The following is an 18885-nucleotide window of genomic DNA, read 5'->3' as shown; positions in this document are numbered from 1 at the left end:
AATGACCCTCCGACTCATGGGCGCGAACCCCTGCGTCACCCTGTACGACGACGCAGGCCGCGCCACGGCGTACGCCTCGGTCTGGCGCGTGGATTGGTCCCTCCGGGGCCCCGGCCACGCGCTGGTCCTCGGCACCCCCGACCGAACCCGCATCATCGGCCCAGACGCCTCGCTCGGGGCCTGGCTCGGCGAGGAGTTCAACCGCCACCTCACCTCAGTCACCGATGGCATTCCTTGGTCCACCCCGGAGCACACGACCGCTCCGGTCGAGTTCACCCTCGACCTCACCAAGGGATTCGTCGCCGTCGCCGACGACGTCAAGGTGGAAATCACCACCCCCATCGAGCGCTACCTAACCCGCAACGACGAGTACGACCTCGGCGGCACTCCCAACATCCTCTCCACCGTCTGGATCCCGTGCCTCTCCGGCACCATCACAGCCGCCGGCACTCAACTCGCTGGCCAACCGAAGGTCGACACCTCCGCACCCATGTCCACAGCCTTCATCGCCGACGCCGAGGTCTGGTGCACGACCGACCACCCACGGAAGTGACTTCACTAGTCTGAGGAGATGAAGCTTCCGCATCCCTTGACTGGTCAGTTGTTTGAGAGTCCGGTGCCGGCTGGGAGTGGGTGGCCTGAGGATCCCGCCGTGGGGGATACGCCGGTGGCGCACGGTCCGGCGGAGGTGGTGGAGCTGGCTCGGGTGGATGGGCTGGCTGAGGTGGATGCTCGGGTGTCCGTTTGTTGTGCTTGTCCTCGGTTGGTGGGGTGGCGGGAGGATGTGGCTCGGGTCAAGCGGAAGTCGTTTGCTGATCAGCCGTACTGGGGGCGGCCGATTGCGGGGTGGGGGGATCAGGAGCCTCGGATTGTGATTGCTGGGTTGGCGCCGGCGGCCAACGGGGGCAACAGGACGGGCAGGGTGTTCACGGGGGATCGGTCGGGGGACTGGTTGTTTGCTTCGCTCTTCCGGGTGGGGTTGGCCAATCAGTCGACGAGTGAGCATGCGGGGGACGGGCTGCGGCTTCGAGGGGCTCGGATGATTGCTGCTGTGCGGTGTGCGCCGCCGGCCAACAAGCCGACGCCGGAGGAGCGGGACACCTGCAACCCCTGGTTCAGGCGGGAGTTGGAGTTGGTGTTGCCGAGCACCCGGGTGGTCGTTTGCCTGGGGAAGTTCGGGTTCGACGTGCTGCTCGGGGCGTTGGAGGGGCTCGGGGCAGCGGTCCCCAAGCCGAAGGCGAAGTTCGGGCACGGCGTCGAGTACGTCGTACCGGTCGCCGACCGCGAGGTGACGGTGATGGGGAGTTTCCATCCCAGTCAGCAGAACACCTTCACCGGGAAGCTGACCGAGCAGATGCAGGACGCGGTGCTGACCAGGGCCAAGGTGCTCGGAGGGCTCTGATGCCGGGCCGTAAGCGAGATGAGCCGCCGGCGGCGCACTCCTGGGCCCACAATAAGGCTCATGGGTCCCTCTCAGGAGTGAAGTCCCGGTGGGCGAGATCACCCGTCCGGGGGTTTGTGAAAGTTTTCACGAGCACGTAACCTGAAGGGGACATGAAGTCGAGTTCGCACTCAGGGAGAGTGAGCGACATGACAGCCCAGGTACCGCACATCCTTGTCGTCGGAGGCGGTTACGTCGGGATGTACACCGCGTACGGCCTGCGCAAGGCCGCCCGGCGGGGCAAGATCCGGGTCACCGTGGTCGACCCCCGGTCGGTGATGACGTACCAGCCGTTCCTGCCCGAGGCGGCGGCCGGTTCGGTGGAGCCGCGGCACGTCGTGGTGCCGCTGCGCAAGACGCTCAAGGGCTGCCGGGTGGTCACCGGCCGCGTGACCTCCATCGACCACGCGCACAAGGTCGCCAAGGTGATGCCCGAGGAGGGCCCGGACTACGAGTTGGCGTACGACCAGATCGTGGTCGCGCTCGGCTCGATCGCGCGGACGCTGCCGATCCCGGGGCTGGCCGAGGAGGCGACCGGGTTCAAGAACGTCGAAGAGGCGATCGCGCTGCGCAACAAGGTGCTGGACCGCCTCGACGTGGCCGCGTCCCAGCCCGACCCGGCGCTGCGTAAAGCGGCGCTGACCTTCGTCTTCGTCGGCGGTGGGTACGCCGGGGTCGAGGCGTTCGCGGAGCTCGAGGACATGGCCCGCTACGCCACCCGCTACTACGACAACATCCAGCCCGAGGACATGCGCTGGGTGCTCGTCGAGGCGACCAACCGGATCCTGCCCGAGGTCGGTCCCGAGCTCGGCCAGTACACGGTCGACGTACTGCGCAAGCGCAACATGGACATCAAGCTCGAGACGCGGCTGGAGTCCTGCGAGAAGGGCCACGTGATCCTGAGCGACGGCGAGGAGTTCGAGTCCGACACGATCGTGTGGACGGCCGGTGTGAAGGCCAACCCGCAGCTCGCGAAGACCGACTTCCCGCTGGACGAGAAGGGCCGGGTCAAGTGCCGCGCCGATCTGCGGATCGAGGGCCTGGACGACGCCTGGTCAGCCGGTGACAACGCCGCCGTACCGGACCTGACGTCGGAGACCGGTGCGTACTGCGCGCCGAACGCGCAGCACGCCGTACGGCAGGCGCACCGCCTCGCGGCCAACATCCTCCGCGTGGTCGACGGCCAGGAGCCGCAGGACTACAAGCACAAGTACGTCGGATCGGTCGCGAGCCTCGGCCTGCACAAGGGCGTCGCTCAGCTGTACGGCGTGAAGGTGAAGGGCTGGCCGGCCTGGTTCCTGCACCGGACCTACCACGTGTCCCGCGTCCCCACCTTCAACCGCAAGGCCCGCGTCATCCTCGACTGGACCCTCGCGCTGTTCTTCCGGCGCGAGGTGACCAGCCTCGGCAGTCTGCAGATGCCGAACGAGGAGTTCCGGCGGGCGACGAACAGCTAGTGGTCGACGGGAGCGGTTCCCCAAGCAGTGGGAGCCGCTCCCAGCTGTACGTCGATCCGGCCGCCGTGCGTGATGAACGACTCGGGCAGCCAGGACTCCGAGCGCTGACGCCCGTTGAGGGCCAGCGATTCGACGTACTGGTTGGTGTCTGAGGTCTGCGGCGCGTTCACAGTCAGCCGTACGCCGTTGCTGCGCTTGATCTCCACCTTCGGGAACAGCGGGCTGCCGACGAGCAGCTCGGCCCGGCCCGGCGTCTGCGGGAAGAGCCCGATCGCGGCGAACACGTACCAGGCCGACAGCGTGCCCAGGTCGTCGTTACCAGGCAGCCCCGACGGGCCGACGCCGTACACGGTGTCGACGATCTCGCGCGTCGTCGCCTGCGTCTTCCATGCCTCGCCGAGCCCGTTGTAGAGCCACGGCGCGTGCAGGCCGGGCTCGTTCGTCGGGTCGTAGCGCAGCGCGCTGCCGCCCTTGACCGCCCAGTTGCCGGCCTCGTCGTGGAAGAAGGCATCCAATCGGGCGGGAGCAGCACCGTTCATCGCGGCGGCCAGGCCGGCCACGTCCTGCGGGACCATCCACGTGTACGTCGCGCTGGAGCCCTGCGCGAAGCCGACGTCCGTCGACGGGGTGAAGCCGGGCTGCCAGGAGCCGTCGCTCAGTCGAGCGCGCTGGTAGCCGACGGCCGGGTCGAAGGTGTTCTTCCACCACGTACCGCGGTCCTTCAGCGCGGCGGCCGGTTGGCCCAGCCGCTGAGCCCACTGGCCCAGTGAGAAGTCGGCGAGCGAGTTCTCGAGCGTCTCGGCGGCGCCGCCCCAGCAGTGGCAGGCGTCCTGCGGCGCGTAGTGCTTGGCCAGGTACGTGTCCAGCGCCGGTCGTTGCCCGGTGCATTGCCCGGGGCAACCGCCATCGTTCTCGGCCTCGGCGTTCTGCACGGTTGCCTGGTGCAACAGGGATGCATAGGCGCCGCGGGCATCGAAGTTGCGCACGCCCATCGCCGCGAAGGTCGCGAGCGTCGGCGCGGCCGGGTCGCCGGTCATCACGTGGGTCGCGCCGTTGTTGTGCAGCCAGCGGTCCCAGATGCCGTTGTTCTGCTGGGCAAACTGAAACATCGACTGCGCGAAGTCACCCGCGATGTCCGGCTTCAGCAGCGCGAGCAGTTGGATGTGTGCGCGGTACTGGTCCCAGCCGGAGAACGTGCCGTACTGCGCCTTCTGGCCGCGCGCGAGCCGGTGGATCTGCTGGTCGGTGCCGAGGTAGCGGCCGTCGACGTCGTTGAAGATGTTCGGCTGCAGGTACGCGTGGTAGAGCGCGGTGTAGAAGGTGGTCCGCTGGGCGTCGGTGCCGCCGGTGATCTTGACGTCCTGGAGCTGCTGGTTCCACGCGCGATAGCCGTCGGCGGCGACCTTGTCGACGGTCGCGCGCGGCTGGAGCTCGGTCGCGAGGTTGCGCTCGGCACCGGCCAGGCTCACGTACGAGATGCCGATCCGCGTCCGGACCTTGGCACCGGGCTTGAAGGTGACGTACCCGCCGGAACCGCGACCCGCGCGGTCCGCGCCGGTCGCGTAGCCCTCGCCGCCGGTGGTGTGGGTGCTGCCCGGCGTCAGCGTGCTGTCCTTCCAGGTGCCGTTGGCAACGATCGGCTGGTCGAAGGACGCGGTGAAGTACAGGCGGTAGTAGGTCTTCCGGTTGTTGATACCGCCGTTCGCGCGGCGGCCGCAGAACGCGCCGGTCAGCACCGAGCCGGTGACCTTGCGGTGCTTGGCGTCGATGGTGATCTCGGCGTCCTCGCTGCCGTTCAGCGAGTTCGACGTACGGAAGAGCAGGTTGGCGGCTTGGCCTTCAGGGAAGGTGAAATCGCCGAGGCCGGCGCGGGTCGTCACGGCGAGATCGGTCTGTACGCCGTTGTCGAGCTTCACCGTGTAGCGGCCGGGGACGGCCTTCTCGTTCGCGTGGCTGAAGTTGCTCGCGTACTTGGCGTCCTTCGTGTCCGCCGTCGGAGACGAGTCGACCTCACCGGCGTACGGGAGGATCGGTACGTCGCCGGCCGCGCCCGGGTTGCAGCCGGCACCGTTGACGTGGGTCAGGCTGAAGCCGCGAACGCGCGTGGTGTCGTACTGGTAGCCGTTCGCGGCGCCGGTGCTGGTCTGGTCGCCGCGGGTGCTGGTCGGGCTCCACGAGATCATCCCGAACGGGCGGACCGCGCCCGGCCAGGTATTGCCGTCGCGGGCCGAGCCGATCAGCGGGTCGACGGAGGCGGCGGGATCGAAGCGGCCGGTCGCGCCGAATGCGCCGGCGGCGTGGGTCGCGCTGGTGGTCCCGACCGCCGGCTGCGGGATTGCCGCCGACGGCTGAGGCTCCAAAGGGGGCCGGGCCTGGGCCGGGAGTGCGGGCAGGAGCAGGGCCAGACCGGTGACGGCGGCGACGACGCGGCGCATGGGAAACCTTCCGTGGGGCGGACGGACTCCCTCAGGCTAAACCGCGACAGTGACGTACGGGTGATCAGCGGCTGTCGTCCAGGAAACCGGCGTCGTGCACGAGCAGCGCGATCTGGACCCGGTTGTTCAGGTCGAGCTTGGTCAGGATCCGGGACACGTGCGTCTTGACCGTCGGGACGCTCAGGTACAGCGTCGCGCTGATCTCGGCGTTCGACTTGCCCTCGCCGACCGCGACCGCGATCTCCCGTTCGCGGTCGTTGAGCCCCTCCAGGCGGGTCGCCGCGCGGTTCTTGCGCAGGTCCTGGCCCGACGACGCGACCCGGCTGATCAGCCGCTTGGTCACCGCCGGTGAGAGCACCGGCTGGCCGTTCGCGACCCGGCGTACGGACTCGACGATCTCGCCCGGGGGAGTGTCCTTGAGGATGAACCCGGCCGCGCCCGCGCGGAGCGCGCGCAGTACGTGCTCGTCGGCGTCGAACGTGGTCAGGATGACGATCTCCGGCGCGCCCGGCCGGGACCGGACCGACTCGGTCGCGGTCAGGCCGTCGATCCCGGGCATCCGGATGTCCATCAGGACGACGTCCGGCGACTCGCGGTCGATCAGCGCCTGGACGCCGGCGCCGTCGTCCGCCTCGGCGACCACGCGGATGTCCGGCGCGCCGCCCAGCATCATCTTGAGGCCGGCACGCAGCAACGGATCGTCGTCGACGATCACCACCCGGATGGTCACGAGGCCTCCCGGCCGGAGTTGTCGAGCACCAGGCGCGTCGCCGAGAGTGCGGTCATGAGGGCCACGGTAACCAGGCAGAGAGCCGGAAGTCGCCTTCTGGCGTCCTGCCGTGCTCAAGTCGTCCCTCGACCAGTGCAGCACGTTCGCGCAAACCCTTGAGGCCCTGGCCCTGATCGCCGGGCCGGACCTTCGGCGCGGGGTTGCTCACGTCAACGGTCAGGCCGTTGCCCGGGGCCCCGACCACGCGGATCCGGACCGGCTCGTCGGGGGCGTGCTTCATCGCGTTGGTCAGCCCTTCCTGAACGATCCGGTACGCCGTACGGCCGACGTGTTCGGGCAGCGAACCCGGCGCATCCAGCTCCAATTCCACCGGTACGCCGGCCCGCTGCGCGCCCTCGACCAGCACCGGCAGATCGCCGAACGTCGGCTGCGGCAGCTCGCCGACGGGCGCCCGCAGTACGCCGATCACTTCGCGCAGGTCCTGCAACGCCTGATGCGCGCTCGACCGGATGATCTCCGCGGCCCCAGCGATTTCCTCGGTCGACGCATCGGGCCGGTACGCGAGCGCGCCGGCGTGCACGCTGAGCAGCGACAGGCGGTGCCCGAGTACGTCGTGCATCTCGCGGGCGATCTCCTCACGGGCCCGGAGCTGGCCCTGCTCGGCCTCGAGCCGGGCGACGCTCTCGGCCCGCTCGGCGCGCTCCCGCAGGGTCTGCAGGAGCTGGCGGCGGGACCGGATGTAGGAGCCCCAGCCGACTGCCGCGCCGTACAGCGGGAGCGCGGTGGCGTACACCAGGATGGCGGGGTCCGTGGTCTCGCGGACGAAGGAGTAGACGATCACGCTGACGACGTTGAGCGCGCCGATCAGCAGCGTCACCCGGAGCTGGAAGTAGACGGCCACGGTCATCGCGAAGATGAGGGCCGCGATCCCCCCGGTCTCGGAGTAGATCGTCACGACCGCGGACAGCACCGCCAGCTGGATCGGCCAGCGCCGGCGGAACCACAGCAGCAGGCACAGCGCGATCCCGCTCACGAAGTCCGCCGCGAACAGCCATTCCGGGATCCGGTCGGCGGAGTTCTCGTCGTACAGGATCAGCCCGACCAGGATCGCGAGGAGGAACGCGACGGAGTCCACGACCCAGTCGCGGGCGCTGCGCTTGCGACTGAGCGACTGGTCCACAGCCTCGACGATAGCGAGCGGGCGGCCGCCGTACGGCGTGATCGCGCGGTCCGGATACCGAAGTCGGGCAAGGTCGAGACTTTCGGTTGGGTACGGTTCCGGCATGCTCTACCAATGCCGCGCCCCCGGCGCGGGGGCCTCCCGGCCTTCCCTCGTCACTCCAGTCGCTTCGCTCCCTCCACTCCTCAGTCCAGGCCGGGAGGCCCCATGACCCAGCTCGCTGTCACCGTCATCGGGCCCGATCGCCCGGGCATCATCGCCGACGTCACCGAGGTGCTCGCCCAGGTCGGGGTGAACCTCGAGGACTCCACGATGACGCTCCTGCGCGGGCATTTCGCGATGATGATCGTCTGCAGCGGGCCGTTCGCACCGGTCAAGGAGGCGCTCGAGCCGCTGCGGGGCGAGCTGGTGATCACGGTGCGGGAGATGGGGCCGGAGACCGCGCACGCGCCGCTCGGCGCGCCGTACCTGCTGAGCGTGCACGGAGCCGATCGGCCCGGGATCGTGTCCGCGGTGACGCGGATGATCGCCTCGGTGGGCGGGACGGTGACCGATCTGACGACGAGGCTGAGCGGGGAGCTGTACGTGCTCACCGCCGAGGTCGAGATCCCGCCGTCGGCGGAACTGCCGATGCTGATGCGGGCGCTGGAGATCACGGCGGAGGAACTGGGCGTCGGAGTCACGTTGCACCCTGCCGAGAGCGACGATCTGTGATCGGTCATCTGAACCAGACCCTCGCGGCCTGGTCCCCGGCGCAGCTCGGCCTGGCGGGCGACGTACTGGAGGTCGTCCGGGCGCCGCATCCGGTGCTGGCTCTCGAGGGTGCTGTCGTCGATCCGCTCGATCCGGTGATGGTTGCCCTGGCCGCCGATCTCGTGGCGACGATGCGGGTTTCGCCTGGGTGCGTCGGGCTTGCGGCGCCGCAGGTCGGAGTGGCGGCGCAGATGTTCGCGCTGGATGTCACCGGGCACGCGAAGACGCGGACGTGCCACGGCGTTTTCGTGCTGTGCAACGCGGTCGTCGTCGAGGCAAGCCGGCGCGAGAAGGCGCGGGAGGGGTGCATGTCCGTCCCGGATCTCACGGGCGACGTCAAGCGCGCGACGCGGCTAACTGTTTCGGGGGTGCTGCCGGGGACCTCTGATGTCGTGACCTTGTCGACCGACGCTTTCGAGGCACGGGCTCTGCAGCACGAGATCGACCACTGCAACGGGGCGCTGTTCCTGGACCGGGTGGCCGGGGCACACGCGATCTACCCGCGGAAGGTCTATCTCTAGCCGTGGTCCTCAGAGCCTGGACGTGGGGCTTCGTGATCCTGCTCGTCATTGGTGGCATGGGCACGGTTGTCCTGATCGCGATCTGGTCCGAGGCCGGGATCACTGACGACCGCGTGCAGCTGGGCTCCTGGGGCTTGTACGGCGTACTGGTGCTGTGGCGGGTCTGGCGGCTGGGCGCCGTGTTGACGCCTGAACGAGTGACCGTCCGAGGCTTCTTCGTCGATCACCACTACGCGTGGGACCAGGTCGCTGGGCTTCGAGGTGCTCCAGAGCGCCAACAGCGTCGGCGAAACCAGCGTTCCTGCAGTCAAGCTAGCCCCCGGCGTTCTTCCCGATGACGACGGGGAACTCTTCAACTGGCTCAGCGGCTACTCCTTCCGCGGCTCCAATCGCCGAGTGCGTCGCCAGGTCAATCGAATGAACGCGTACCGCGCCGCTCTCGACATCCCCGGGGCTCGTTGACGAGAATGCCGCCCTCAGCAGTCCAGGAGGGACCGATGGCAACCTTCAACCGATCCGACGACCTGCGCGGCGCCCGCTTCACCGGCGCAGACCTGCAGGGAGCGCGTTTCGTCGAGTCAGACCTCTCCGGCGTCGTCATGCGAGGCGTGGAGATCCGCGACGGCGACATCGACGCCCCCTGGCTGAGCACCCTCCGAGTCAACGGCGTCGACATCGCCCCGTACGTCGAAGCCGAACTCAACAACCGCTTCCCAGGCCGCGAACTCCGCCGCGCTTCCACTCCGGAGGGCCTCCGCGAAGCCTGGTCCGCCCTTGAACGCGCCTGGTCGGTGACGGTGGCCCGAGCCGCCGCGCTGCCTGCCGGCTCGGTCGATGTCTCCGTCGACGGCGAATGGTCCTTCGCCCAAACCCTCCGCCACCTGATCCTCGCCACCAACACCTGGCTAGGCCGCGGCATCCTCGAGCAGGAGCAGCCCTTCCACCCCCTAGGCCTAGCCGACACCGGCGCCACCGAGGAAGGCCTGGACCTCAGCGTCTTCGTCACCGACACCCCGCCGTACGAGCAAGTCCTAAGAGCCCGGGCGGACCACGTCGCGATGGTCCGGGACTACATCGCCACGCTGACCCCCGAGTCCCTGCAGACCCCACGCAAGAACCCCCACGCCCCACAGCACCCGGAAACCACCCTCTCCTGCCTCCACGTAATCCTGGAAGAAGAATGGGAACACCACCGCTACGCCGTACGCGACCTCGACACCCTCGAGGGGGATAGGGCCGGGGACGAGGCTGGCGCATGACCTGCCCCTTGTGGTGGATCCGCAAGGTGACGATGCTGGCTGGATGAAGCCCATCGACTTCGAGCTCCGGCGGACGGTCCACGCACCGATCGACCAGGTGTTCGCGCGCCTCGCCGACATCGAGGGCCACAACAAATGGATGGCCGGCACCGGAACCATGCTCAAACAGACCCGCCAGACCTCTCCCGGACCACCCGCCGTCGGCACAACGTTCGAGGACGAAACAAGCCAGGGCACGATGCCCGGCGAGATCACCGAACTAGATGCACCGCACACGATCGTCTTCCACTGGTGGGAGAAATCGAAGTCAGGCAAACTCAAGTTCGAAGGCTGGCCGAGCTACCACCTGCAGTCCGCCAGCACCGACGAAACCCTGGTCATCCACCGCGGCAAACTGATCCCGTACGGCGTGTGGCGCCTGGCCACCCCGGTCCTGCGCCACTTCGCCGTCAAGGAACGCACCATCACGATCGACGCCCTAAAAGCGTCGTTCGAACGCAACCCAGACGCCTGAGCGAGCACCGATACGCGGGCCATCACGCCGTGCCCGGGACGGGATTCGAACCCGTGCGTCTTTCGGTTGCGAGGTTTAAAGTTCGAACGGCCGCTATCCGGTGATGTTCAGCACCGTTCATCCCGCCTGCGATGGACGGGGGAACGACTCCTTCGAATTGACGCGGACTGCACTGAACTGCAACCGCAAATGCAACCGCAGAGGCTGAGACGGTCCGGTGGCCCGCCGACACCTCGCCTCCCGATGCTCCCGAGGGCTCGGGCCAGGAGTGATGACTACCTAACCGGCGCAATGGCCCTTTCGAGGTCTGTCGGGAGCGTATGGTCACCGGTGGGAGAAGGAGTGGATGCCGTGAGTGACCGTGATTGGCCATATTGGGTCATTAGGATCGTCTGCGTTGTGACCTTTGTTGCCGGATCGACCCTTATTGTGGGCGGATTGCCTGGAATAAGTAGCTGGCCAGAGTCCTTTGTGCCCGCTGGTACGGCGATGATCGTCGCGAGTCTAGCTGCAATCGTGGGCGTACACGCAACGGTCAGCTGGCGTCATTTACGTCGGCGCGAGTTGGAGGTTTCGGAGCATCGGCACCGTGAGGAGGTCTATGAGGAATTGATCAAACATATGACCGATGTTTTTGATCCAACGAGCCCAAAGCGGCCGGAAACACCTATCCGCGCACAAGTGGCGTTGTGGGGCAGCCCAGAGACGATTAGAGCATTGAAGGGCTGGCATGTGCAGACCCATTTGATCATGAGCCAGTACGGCGGGTTCTCACCGGCCGACCGGATGCCAAACAAGCGCTCTGGGATCGGTACGCGGAGGTGGCACTCGCGATTCGTAAGGAGCTGAGTCCCTCCTTCGCGGTTGACGCTATTGAGAAGGATCTGATTCTCGGCATGGTGTTCAATGATTATCCGGACAGAGCGAATAAGGTCTGACCGGGTGCTCCGCTGACGGTTACGTGTCAACCCGCGGCCAGTCCGCCGGATCGTCCCGATAGCTGCTGCCCAAGGTCCGGGGCGGTGCGTGTCCAGGGGCGAGCTTGCTCGATTGCGGAGCGACGCCACAGGCGCCCTTGACGCGTGCCGGGCTGAGCCGCGCTTCCCTCGCGGTAGCGCACTCGCGCGTCAGCGCGACGCGGGCGCTAGCCCGCAACTGCCGGCGCCAGCCGGCCAAGAAGCGTACGGCGCTAAGCCGGGGGTGGGTGGGAGCGGGCGTAGTGTGCGCGCTGAGGAGCGAAGCGACGAAGAAAGCGCGTGCGCAGCACGCGTGGGCTGAACCCGGTGCCCGGGACGGGATTCGAACCCGTACGCCTTTCGGCTGCGAGGTTTAAGTTCGAAGCAGAACTGTCCAGAATAGTTCGGAAGGGTTCACGACGACTCCTGCACTTGGGTAGACGTTTGCCGCGAACGCTAGCGGATCAAGCCGAACTGCAACCACAGGTGCAACCGCAAGTAGTTCTGCTTGGGGGCTGTACTGACCCATCCGAAGCCGTTATCCCGACTCTCCAGTATGAGGGGCGATCGCCGCCCTACCTCACCGCGTGGCCCCGTCTCGTCAGGGTTGGACCGACAGTTGCGCATCGGTGCTTCACGGGTTGACAGTTGCGTGTCAATCCAAGTGATGGGCGGTACTGTGTCTCTCTACAATTGTCTTCAAGGGAGCGCCGGAGATCGTGAATGATCGTCGTAGTGATTACGAACAAGCAACCTCTGGGCTACTCAATTTCGGCGCCTCTTTGCATGCACTGATCACGCAGCTATTGCAACCAGTTGACGTTGCGGTTCATAGTGTTGATTACAGGATCAAAAGATATGAAAGCGCCGAGAAGAAGCTGGTTGATGGTGTTCACAAATATTCGAGTTATAACGACCTCACCGACATGTTAGGGCTTCGCGTGATCACATACTTCGCTGAGCAGGTCGATCAGGTCGCTGACACTCTTAAGCCCGCTTTTAAGATTGATATAGACAATTCGCCAGACAAACGTGCGCTCATGGATCCAGACAGATTCGGATACACCTCTTTGCATCTCGTGGCCGAGCTTTCAGAGCAGCGTCAAGCGCTGCCGGAGAATCTGTCATTCGTAGGCATGCGGTTCGAACTGCAAATAAGGTCAATTCTGCAACATGCATGGGCCGAGATCGAACACGATCTAGGCTACAAGAATCCAAAACGCGTACCTAGGATTATCCGCCGAAGATTCTCACGCCTAGCCGGTCTGCTGGAACTAGCGGACGCTGAGTTCGATGCTATTCGGAAAGAACTAGACACGTATGCTGAAGATGTGTCCGAACAACTAAATGAGGATGCTTCCACTGCTTCGGCGCCTAGCGTCTTCGAGGTGGACCAGACGTCAATCGCAGAGTTCATCAAATCCGAACCGCTAATCAATGAAATCGACCACCAGCTGGCGACATTGCTGCGGGCCAGGGTGCGCAACGAGTTGTCGGACAATTCGAATGGGCAAGTGTCGGAGTGGCTGACTTCCGTCGGAGTAGTCACAATCTACGAAGTACGAATGTTACTCCGCGCCTTGGCGCAGCATATCGTGTGGTTCGCTCGCGAATGGATCGACTCAGAGATCTACTCCGACGATGAGCCCAGCTCGGATGATTGGGTCAATCATGGCATCTCGCTCTTCTACTTAACCTATGTTGTATTAGCGCAGTTGCCTCCGCAGTATATCGATGATGGTTGGGGAGTTGAATTCCATGATCTGCGTGATGAGATAATCGAAAAGGCACGTAGTAAATGGCTACAGGTCGTTACCGAACACGGTCAGCCAGACATTGACGTATTTTCGTTTCTGTGGCCTGACCACGGCCACGACGGAGCGTCGCTTCGAGAGCTGCCGCCTCAGAAGTAGCTGCGGCCAGTCCGCCGGATCGTCCCGATAGCTGCCGCCTGAGGTCCGGACTGGCGCGGGTCCAGGGGCGAGCTTGCTCGATCGCGGAGCGACGCCCCAGGCGCCCTTGACGCGTGGCGCGTAGGGCCGTCACTCCCATGATTGCTGTCGGGACGATCCGGTAAGTCCACGGTCAGGCGGCAGGCATGCCCAGCCACCCCGCACGGATGGCCGGCCAATCGGATGCAAGCGGTACACAACAGGGTGTCGAATCGTTGGCGGCGAGTGCCGCTGTCTTCGACCCGGCACCCTGTTGGCACGTGCGCGCCAAGCCAAGGGCCCGCGCCGGGAGCGAAGCGAAGCGAGAGCGGGAGGCAGGCGGCCCGTCCCCCGGTGGCGGCGCGCTTTCGGGCCCTGGAGGGGCCCGTCTTGAAGACGTAGAGGAACTTGTCAGGTAGCGGTGTCCTCTGACGAGTGCGGGTCAGGCGGAAGTGCGCGGATGGGATTCGAGCCGTATGCCTTGCGGATGCAAGGTGTGAACTCGACTGGGGAGCTGTCCGAAGCGCGCCAGACAGTGCGGTAGGTCGCGCGATAGCGCGAGAGTGCGGGCGGTAGCCCGCAACTGCAGGTGCCAGCCGGCCAAGAAGCACGCGGCGCTAGGCCGGGCGTGGGATCGACCGGCGCCTGGGATGAGGTCCGGAGCCGTGCGTCTTTCGGGTGCGAGGACTGACTCGGCGTCGACTATCCGGAACGGGGCAGGCCGGGTGGTCACTCGCGCGTAAGCGCGCACCGCGGGCGTTAGCCCGCAGCCGCCGGCGCCAGCCGGCCGAAGAACGTACGGCGCTAAGCCGGGGGTGGGTGGGAGCGGGCGTAGTGCGCGCGCTGAGGAGCGAAGCGACGAAGAAAGCGCGTGCGGAGCACGCGTGGGCTGAACCCGGTGCCCGGGACGGGATTCGAACCCGTACGCCTTTCGGCTGCGAGGTTTAAGCTCGCTGCGTCTGCCGTTCCGCCACCCGGGCGCAGGGGATGACGATACAAGCTTCTGCGGCGGGCTGGGGTGGGACGGGTGTTGAATCGGCGGTATGACTGATGCTGATCGGGAGACGCTGCGGGCGCTGGCTGATGAGGGGAACGAGAAGGCGCTGGATCGGCTGGCGGAGCTGGCTGACCAGCGGGGGGATCTCGACGAGTTGAGTGAGTTGCTGGATGAGGGGTCCGAGCGGGCGGGAGAGCTGCTGACGAAGAGGGCGGCGGCGCGGAAGGATCTGATCGAGCTGCAGCGGATCTCGGACGCGGGGTACGACGAGGCGGGCGACGTACTCAGCAAGCTGCTGGAGCGATAGCCAGGTGGCTCGGATCCTGGTGACGGGGATGTCGGGGACGGGGAAGTCGACCGTGCTCCAAGTGTTGGCCGCGAAAGGGCACGCAACCGTGGACACCGACTCCGACGAGTGGTGTGAGTGGGTGATCGACGCCCAGGGGGACAGGGACTGGATCTGGCGGGCTGAGGCGATCGACAAGTTGCTCGACCAGCACGAGGACCTGTTCGTTGCCGGGTGCAGGAGCAATCAGGGGGAGTTCTACTCGCGGTTCGACAAGGTCGTGCTGCTGAGTGCGCCGGCTGAGGTGATGCTCGAGCGGATCGATCGGCGCAGCGACAACCCGTACGGGAAGTCGGCGGAGGAGCGGGCGCTGGTGCTGGAGCATCTCCAAGTGGTGGAGCCGCTGCTGCGGGCCTCGGCTGATCTGGAGATCGACACGTCGGCGCCGCTGCAAGACGTCGTGGAACGGCTGGAAGACCTCGCCGGGTATTGATCCAGATATATGGATCGTTCTAGAGTTGCGGATCATCGGACGCGACGGAAGAGGACGAGCCATGGCTGAGGTACTGCTGTTTCATCATTCGCAGGGGCTGACGGACGGCGTCAAAGCGTTCGCCGGCGAGCTGACCAAGGCGGGGCACGTGGTGCACACGCCGGACCTGTTCGAGGGGCGCACGTTCGGGTCGATCCAGGAGGGGATGGCCTACGTCAAGAGCGTCGGGTTCGGGGAGATCGCCGCGCGTGGGGTGAAAGCCGCCGAACCGCTGACAACGGAGTTGGTGTACGCCGGGTTCTCGCTGGGCGTCGTACCGGCTCAGCAGTTGGCGCAGACACGGCCAGAAGCCAGGGGCGCGTTGTTCTTCGACTCGGCGTTGCCGGTGGAGGAGTTCGGCACCTGGCCCAAAGGACTCCCGGTCCAGATCCACGCGATGGAGAACGACGAGTTCTACCTCGACGACGCCGACGCGGCCAAGGCGCTGGTCGCCGAGGGCGGCGAGCTCTTCCTGTACGACGGCGACCAGCATCTGTTCGCCGACAGTTCGCTCCCGTCGTACGACGAAAGGGCCGCGAAGCTCCTGATCGAGCGCGTGCTGAAATTCCTCGAGGCCCGCTAGTCACACTTCCCCAGCGAGATCCGTCGCACCTGTAAGACCCCGAGCAGCGGGGACGGAGCGATGGAGAACGAAAATGATTCTGGTGACTGGCGGAACCGGCACGCTGGGGCGCAAGGTCGTGCGCGGGCTGCTGGACGCGGGCCGTGACGTGCGGGTGCTGAGCCGCAGCGACAAGGCGCCGTACGACGGCGTGCAGGTCGTGGTCGGTGATCTCGAGACCGGTGCGGGCGTCGACAAGGCCGTGCACGGCGTCGAGACGATCGTGCACTGCGCGGGCTCCGCGAAGGGTGACGACGAGAAGGCGAAGAACCTGATCGCGGCGGCGGTTCCGGCCGGCGTACGGCACATCGTGAACATCTCCGTCGTCGGCGCGAACACGCTCCCGGTCGTCAGCGGCCTGGACAAGAAGATGTTCGGCTACTTCGCGGGCAAGCGCGGCGCGGAGCTGATCATCGAGCAGTCCGGGATCCCGTGGACGAACCTGCGGGCGACGCAGTTCCACGAGCTGACGTTCACCGTGGCCGAGCAGCTGGCCAAGCTGCCGGTCGTGCCCGCGCCGAGCGGGTTCAAGATCCAGCCCGTCGATGCTGCCGCGGTGGCCGAGCGGCTGGTCGAGCTCGCCGACAAGGCGCCGCAGGGCCAGGTCGAGGACATCGCCGGGCCGCGGACGTACACGTTCAAGGAGATGGTGAAGGTCTACCTGCAGGCGGTCGGCAAGCGCCGGATGATGCTGCCGATGCACACGCCGGGCAAGGCGGCCGCGGCGTACCGGGCGGGCGCGAACCTGTCTCCGGGGCACGGGACCGGCCGGACCTGGGAGGACTTCGTGAGCGCGAAGGTCGGCGAACGCTGAAGGCCTGGTGGAAAAGCTCGGCGGATGGTCCGGATGCGCAGTACCGTGCCGAGAACGCCACCAGGAGGGGGTCAACCGATGACCGACGTGAGCGAGCTCGTCGTCAACCGCGCGGACGGGCGGGACGACGGCGAGGACTGGACCGAGAACTACGAGGAGCTGCCCGGCGGCGCCGGCATCTCGATCATCCTCGAGGCGACCACGAAGGAAGGCGTCGGGCCGCGGCTGCACAAGCACCCGTACCCCGAGACCTTCATCATCCGGCGCGGGTCGGCGATCTTCACGGTCGACGGCACCGAGGTGGTCGGGCGGGCCGGGCAGATCCTGGTGGTGCCGACCGACACCCCGCACAAGTTCAAGACCGGGCCCGAGGGCTACGAGGCCGTCCACATCCACGCGAACGCGACGTTCGAGACGGAGTGGCTGGAGTAGTTCGCCGTACGGCGGGCAGGCGGCCGCCAGGCGAATTCTTGTCAGAGTCCGGTGAGAAGCGTTGATCGGCGGCGATCGGCGCGCATCAATGGAGTTGTGGGTACTTACCGGGCTCGGGTGATGACCGCGGCAGTCGCCGGTCCGCTGGTCGTCTGCGCGGCGCTGATCCCCTTCCGGGACGGGTTCGCCAACGCGAACGCCGCGCTGCTGCTGGTCCTGGTGGTCGTTGCCGTCGCCGCCTGCGGGCTCCGGTCGGCCGGGATCGTTGCCGCGCTGTCGAGCGCGGTCTGGTTCGACCTGTTCCTCGCGCCGCCGTACTACCGGCTGACGATCGACCGGCGCGACGACCTGGAAATGACCGTCCTGCTGGTCGTGATCGGTGCCGCGGTCACCCAGATCGCGATCTGGGGCCGTCGGCAACAAGCGCGGGCGAGCCGGCAGAAGGGTTACCTGGACGGCGTCCTGACCACGTCGGGCGCGGTCGCGGCCGGGTCGTCGACGGCCGAGCTGATCGACCAGGTCGGCGCGCAACTGATCGCCGTACTGCGGATCGACGGTTGCCGCTTCGTCCCCGGCTCGACGCCGGCGCGTGGCCCGCTGCTGAACCACGACGGCTCCGTCACGCGCGGGGCGCACGAGTTGAAGGTCGAGCGCGACGGCCTGCCCACGAACGCGGAGATCGAACTGCCGATCCAGTACGCCGGACGCACGCGCGGCCGGTTCCTGCTGACCGCGTCGACCCGGATCAGCCGCCCCGATCTCGAGCAGCGCCTGGTCGCCGTAGCGCTGGCCGCGCAGGTCGGAGCTGCCCTGACCTCACCGGCAGAGCTCTCAGCCGACCGCGAGCACCCCAGCGGCTGACCCCCTGATCTGGCCTGCGGGAAGCACCTCTCCTGGGTGGCCACGGAAGCCGGCGTCGTACTCGCCCATACGAGTACGACGCCGCGCCGCGTCGGGCGATGTATTGGTGGCTGATCTGTTGGCGTTCGCAACCGCTTCAGGCGTAGGGGTTTCGGTTGGGGAACACTGGGTTCTTCCTCAGCAGTTGTTAAGGGTGGGACCGTACTATTCCGGTACGACCCACAGTGGGTTCATCAGGAGGATGACATGCAGAGCAGTAACCCGGTTCTGAACCGGTCGAGTGCGTTCGCGCCTGGCCAGGGCCAGGCCTACCCCGGGGCCGCTCCGTACGGTCAGCCGGGTCCCTACGGCCAGCAGCCTGGCCAGGGCTACGGCGGGCCGGGTATGCCGCCGCAGCAGCAGTACCAGGATGCCGCCAGCCGGCCGATGACGCTGGACGACGTGATCGTCAAGACCGCGCTCACGCTCGGTGTTGTCGTCGCCGCCGCCGCGGTGGCGTGGGCCGCGATCCCGACCGACCTGGTCAAGCCGGCCTTCCTGGCCGGTGCGCTGGTCGGATTCGCGCTGGCGATGGTGCTGTCGTTCGCCCGCCGGGTCAACCCGGTACTGCTGATGGCGTACGCCGTCGCCGAGGGCGTGTTCCTCGGGATCGGTAGCAAGTTCATCGCCAACTGGGTCGGTGACTCGGCGATCGTCGTCCAGGCCATTCTGGCCACGATGGTGACCGCGGGCCTGACGCTGGCGACGTACAAGTACTTCAACATCAAGGTCACCGCGCGCTTCACCCGGATGGTCATGGTCGCGACCATGGGCTTCGCGGGCGTGCTGCTGATCAACTTCGTGCTGAGCCTGTTCGGGATCGGCACCGGCATCTCCGGTATGGGCCCCCTGGGCCTGCTGTTCGCCGCACTCGGCGCCGGCCTGGCGGTGTTCAACCTGATCCTCGACTTCGACATGATCGAGCAGGGCATCAAGCACGGCGCCCCGCAGAACGAGGCCTGGCGGGCCGCGTTCGGCCTGACCGTCACCCTGGTCTGGCTGTACTGGAACCTGCTCCGCATCCTCGCGATCCTGCGCGGTGGCGACTAGCACGCAGCTCGGCCTTCCAGGCTGAGCAACTGACAACAGAAGGGCCGACCCTCAGGTGGGGGTCGGCCCTTCTGG

The 18885-nt window shown here is 66.7% G+C and carries 19 protein-coding genes and 1 tRNA gene; 16 read left to right on the top strand and 4 right to left on the bottom strand.

Annotated elements, in window-relative coordinates; genetic code table 11:
- Nucleotide 1 precedes the first annotated feature (1 nt).
- From ACYVIO_RS29390 to ACYVIO_RS29380, 3 genes are all read left to right on the top strand, one after another.
- Nucleotides 2–553, top strand: a complete 552-nt coding sequence (locus ACYVIO_RS29390; protein ID WP_460654156.1) for a hypothetical protein — start codon at nt 2–4, stop codon at nt 551–553.
- 18 nt (nt 554–571) lie between these two features.
- Nucleotides 572–1402, top strand: a complete 831-nt coding sequence (locus ACYVIO_RS29385) for a uracil-DNA glycosylase (protein WP_460654155.1) — start codon at nt 572–574, stop codon at nt 1400–1402.
- Between the two features lie 188 nt (nt 1403–1590).
- Nucleotides 1591–2898 carry an NAD(P)/FAD-dependent oxidoreductase gene (locus ACYVIO_RS29380; protein WP_460654154.1) on the top strand — a complete coding sequence of 436 codons (1308 nt, stop codon included), beginning with the start codon at nt 1591–1593 and terminating at the stop codon, nt 2896–2898.
- Here ACYVIO_RS29380 and ACYVIO_RS29375 read toward each other — a convergent pair.
- The 3 genes from ACYVIO_RS29375 to ACYVIO_RS29365 all read right to left on the bottom strand — a co-directional run bounded on the left by ACYVIO_RS29375 (nt 2895) and on the right by ACYVIO_RS29365 (nt 7243).
- On the bottom strand, nt 2895–5333 hold the full coding sequence (locus ACYVIO_RS29375; RefSeq protein WP_460654153.1) for a GH92 family glycosyl hydrolase: 2439 nt from the start codon (nt 5331–5333) through the stop codon (nt 2895–2897). The two genes, ACYVIO_RS29380 and ACYVIO_RS29375, sit on opposite strands and share 4 nt — an antisense overlap.
- Before the next feature lie 64 nt (nt 5334–5397).
- On the bottom strand, nt 5398–6063 hold the full coding sequence (locus ACYVIO_RS29370) for a response regulator (RefSeq protein WP_460654152.1): 666 nt from the start codon (nt 6061–6063) through the stop codon (nt 5398–5400).
- Between the two features lie 52 nt (nt 6064–6115).
- The gene (locus ACYVIO_RS29365) at nt 6116–7243 is read right to left on the bottom strand and encodes a sensor histidine kinase (RefSeq protein WP_460654151.1); all 1128 of its coding nucleotides are present in this window, start codon (nt 7241–7243) and stop codon (nt 6116–6118) included.
- A 207-nt stretch (nt 7244–7450) separates the two neighbouring features.
- On the opposite strand from ACYVIO_RS29365, the gene ACYVIO_RS29360 reads away from it, so the two are divergent.
- The 6 genes from ACYVIO_RS29360 (at nt 7451) to ACYVIO_RS29335 (ending at nt 13159) form a co-directional block, all read left to right on the top strand.
- Complete coding sequence (locus ACYVIO_RS29360) at nt 7451–7957, top strand: glycine cleavage system transcriptional repressor (RefSeq protein WP_460654150.1); 507 nt, start codon at nt 7451–7453, stop codon at nt 7955–7957.
- Entirely contained in the window at nt 7954–8517 is a 564-nt protein-coding gene (locus tag ACYVIO_RS29355) for a peptide deformylase (RefSeq protein ID WP_344180473.1), read from the top strand. The genes ACYVIO_RS29360 and ACYVIO_RS29355 overlap by 4 nt, the downstream gene beginning before the upstream one ends.
- A gap of 56 nt (nt 8518–8573) precedes the next feature.
- Nucleotides 8574–8855: a PH domain-containing protein gene (locus ACYVIO_RS29350; protein WP_460654631.1), complete on the top strand. Its 282-nt coding sequence runs from the start codon at nt 8574–8576 to the stop codon at nt 8853–8855.
- Nucleotides 8856–9014: 159 nt separating this feature from the next.
- Nucleotides 9015–9776, top strand: a complete 762-nt coding sequence (locus ACYVIO_RS29345) for a DinB family protein (protein WP_460654149.1) — start codon at nt 9015–9017, stop codon at nt 9774–9776.
- Between the two features lie 43 nt (nt 9777–9819).
- Nucleotides 9820–10290, top strand: coding sequence for an SRPBCC family protein (locus tag ACYVIO_RS29340; RefSeq protein WP_460654148.1), 471 nt, complete (start codon nt 9820–9822; stop codon nt 10288–10290).
- Nucleotides 10291–11965: 1675 nt separating this feature from the next.
- A complete protein-coding gene (locus ACYVIO_RS29335) occupies nt 11966–13159 on the top strand; it encodes a GTP pyrophosphokinase (RefSeq protein WP_460654147.1) in 1194 nt (397 codons plus the stop codon).
- A 917-nt stretch (nt 13160–14076) separates the two neighbouring features.
- Here ACYVIO_RS29335 and ACYVIO_RS29330 read toward each other — a convergent pair.
- A tRNA-Leu gene (locus ACYVIO_RS29330) sits at nt 14077–14157 on the bottom strand.
- 63 nt (nt 14158–14220) lie between these two features.
- On the opposite strand from ACYVIO_RS29330, the gene ACYVIO_RS29325 reads away from it, so the two are divergent.
- The 7 genes from ACYVIO_RS29325 (at nt 14221) to ACYVIO_RS29295 (ending at nt 18810) form a co-directional block, all read left to right on the top strand.
- A complete protein-coding gene (locus tag ACYVIO_RS29325) occupies nt 14221–14481 on the top strand; it encodes a hypothetical protein (protein ID WP_460654146.1) in 261 nt (86 codons plus the stop codon).
- Nucleotides 14482–14485: 4 nt separating this feature from the next.
- Nucleotides 14486–14953, top strand: coding sequence for an AAA family ATPase (locus tag ACYVIO_RS29320; protein ID WP_460654145.1), 468 nt, complete (start codon nt 14486–14488; stop codon nt 14951–14953).
- 61 nt (nt 14954–15014) lie between these two features.
- Nucleotides 15015–15575 (top strand): dienelactone hydrolase family protein, encoded by a 561-nt coding sequence (locus tag ACYVIO_RS29315; RefSeq protein WP_460654144.1) that lies wholly within the window; start codon nt 15015–15017, stop codon nt 15573–15575.
- 73 nt (nt 15576–15648) lie between these two features.
- Nucleotides 15649–16428, top strand: a complete 780-nt coding sequence (locus ACYVIO_RS29310) for an SDR family oxidoreductase (protein WP_460654143.1) — start codon at nt 15649–15651, stop codon at nt 16426–16428.
- A gap of 78 nt (nt 16429–16506) precedes the next feature.
- On the top strand, nt 16507–16860 hold the full coding sequence (locus ACYVIO_RS29305) for a cupin domain-containing protein (protein WP_460654142.1): 354 nt from the start codon (nt 16507–16509) through the stop codon (nt 16858–16860).
- Nucleotides 16861–16956: 96 nt separating this feature from the next.
- Complete coding sequence (locus ACYVIO_RS29300; protein ID WP_460654141.1) at nt 16957–17721, top strand: DUF4118 domain-containing protein; 765 nt, start codon at nt 16957–16959, stop codon at nt 17719–17721.
- A 246-nt stretch (nt 17722–17967) separates the two neighbouring features.
- On the top strand, nt 17968–18810 hold the full coding sequence (locus ACYVIO_RS29295) for a Bax inhibitor-1/YccA family protein (protein WP_460654140.1): 843 nt from the start codon (nt 17968–17970) through the stop codon (nt 18808–18810).
- Nucleotides 18811–18885 lie beyond the last annotated feature (75 nt).

It is taken from the genome of Kribbella endophytica (genome assembly GCF_054781295.1).
Note: the sequence above shows the minus strand (reverse complement) of the source record. Positions and strands in the feature narration are given on the sequence as shown.

What these genes read in the sequence shown, in the direction of transcription:
- ACYVIO_RS29325 (WP_460654146.1), top strand. Translation starts at nt 14,221, where the DNA reads ATGACTGATGCTGATCGGGAGACGCTGCGGGCGCTGGCTGATGAGGGG.
- ACYVIO_RS29375 (WP_460654153.1), bottom strand. Translation starts at nt 5,333, where the DNA reads ATGCGCCGCGTCGTCGCCGCCGTCACCGGTCTGGCCCTGCTCCTGCCC.
- ACYVIO_RS29310 (WP_460654143.1), top strand. Translation starts at nt 15,649, where the DNA reads ATGATTCTGGTGACTGGCGGAACCGGCACGCTGGGGCGCAAGGTCGTG.
- ACYVIO_RS29360 (WP_460654150.1), top strand. Translation starts at nt 7,451, where the DNA reads ATGACCCAGCTCGCTGTCACCGTCATCGGGCCCGATCGCCCGGGCATC.
- ACYVIO_RS29315 (WP_460654144.1), top strand. Translation starts at nt 15,015, where the DNA reads ATGGCTGAGGTACTGCTGTTTCATCATTCGCAGGGGCTGACGGACGGC.
- ACYVIO_RS29390 (WP_460654156.1), top strand. Translation starts at nt 2, where the DNA reads ATGACCCTCCGACTCATGGGCGCGAACCCCTGCGTCACCCTGTACGAC.
- ACYVIO_RS29340 (WP_460654148.1), top strand. Translation starts at nt 9,820, where the DNA reads ATGAAGCCCATCGACTTCGAGCTCCGGCGGACGGTCCACGCACCGATC.
- ACYVIO_RS29385 (WP_460654155.1), top strand. Translation starts at nt 572, where the DNA reads ATGAAGCTTCCGCATCCCTTGACTGGTCAGTTGTTTGAGAGTCCGGTG.
- ACYVIO_RS29350 (WP_460654631.1), top strand. Translation starts at nt 8,574, where the DNA reads ATGGGCACGGTTGTCCTGATCGCGATCTGGTCCGAGGCCGGGATCACT.
- ACYVIO_RS29380 (WP_460654154.1), top strand. Translation starts at nt 1,591, where the DNA reads ATGACAGCCCAGGTACCGCACATCCTTGTCGTCGGAGGCGGTTACGTC.
- ACYVIO_RS29345 (WP_460654149.1), top strand. Translation starts at nt 9,015, where the DNA reads ATGGCAACCTTCAACCGATCCGACGACCTGCGCGGCGCCCGCTTCACC.
- ACYVIO_RS29305 (WP_460654142.1), top strand. Translation starts at nt 16,507, where the DNA reads ATGACCGACGTGAGCGAGCTCGTCGTCAACCGCGCGGACGGGCGGGAC.
- ACYVIO_RS29295 (WP_460654140.1), top strand. Translation starts at nt 17,968, where the DNA reads ATGCAGAGCAGTAACCCGGTTCTGAACCGGTCGAGTGCGTTCGCGCCT.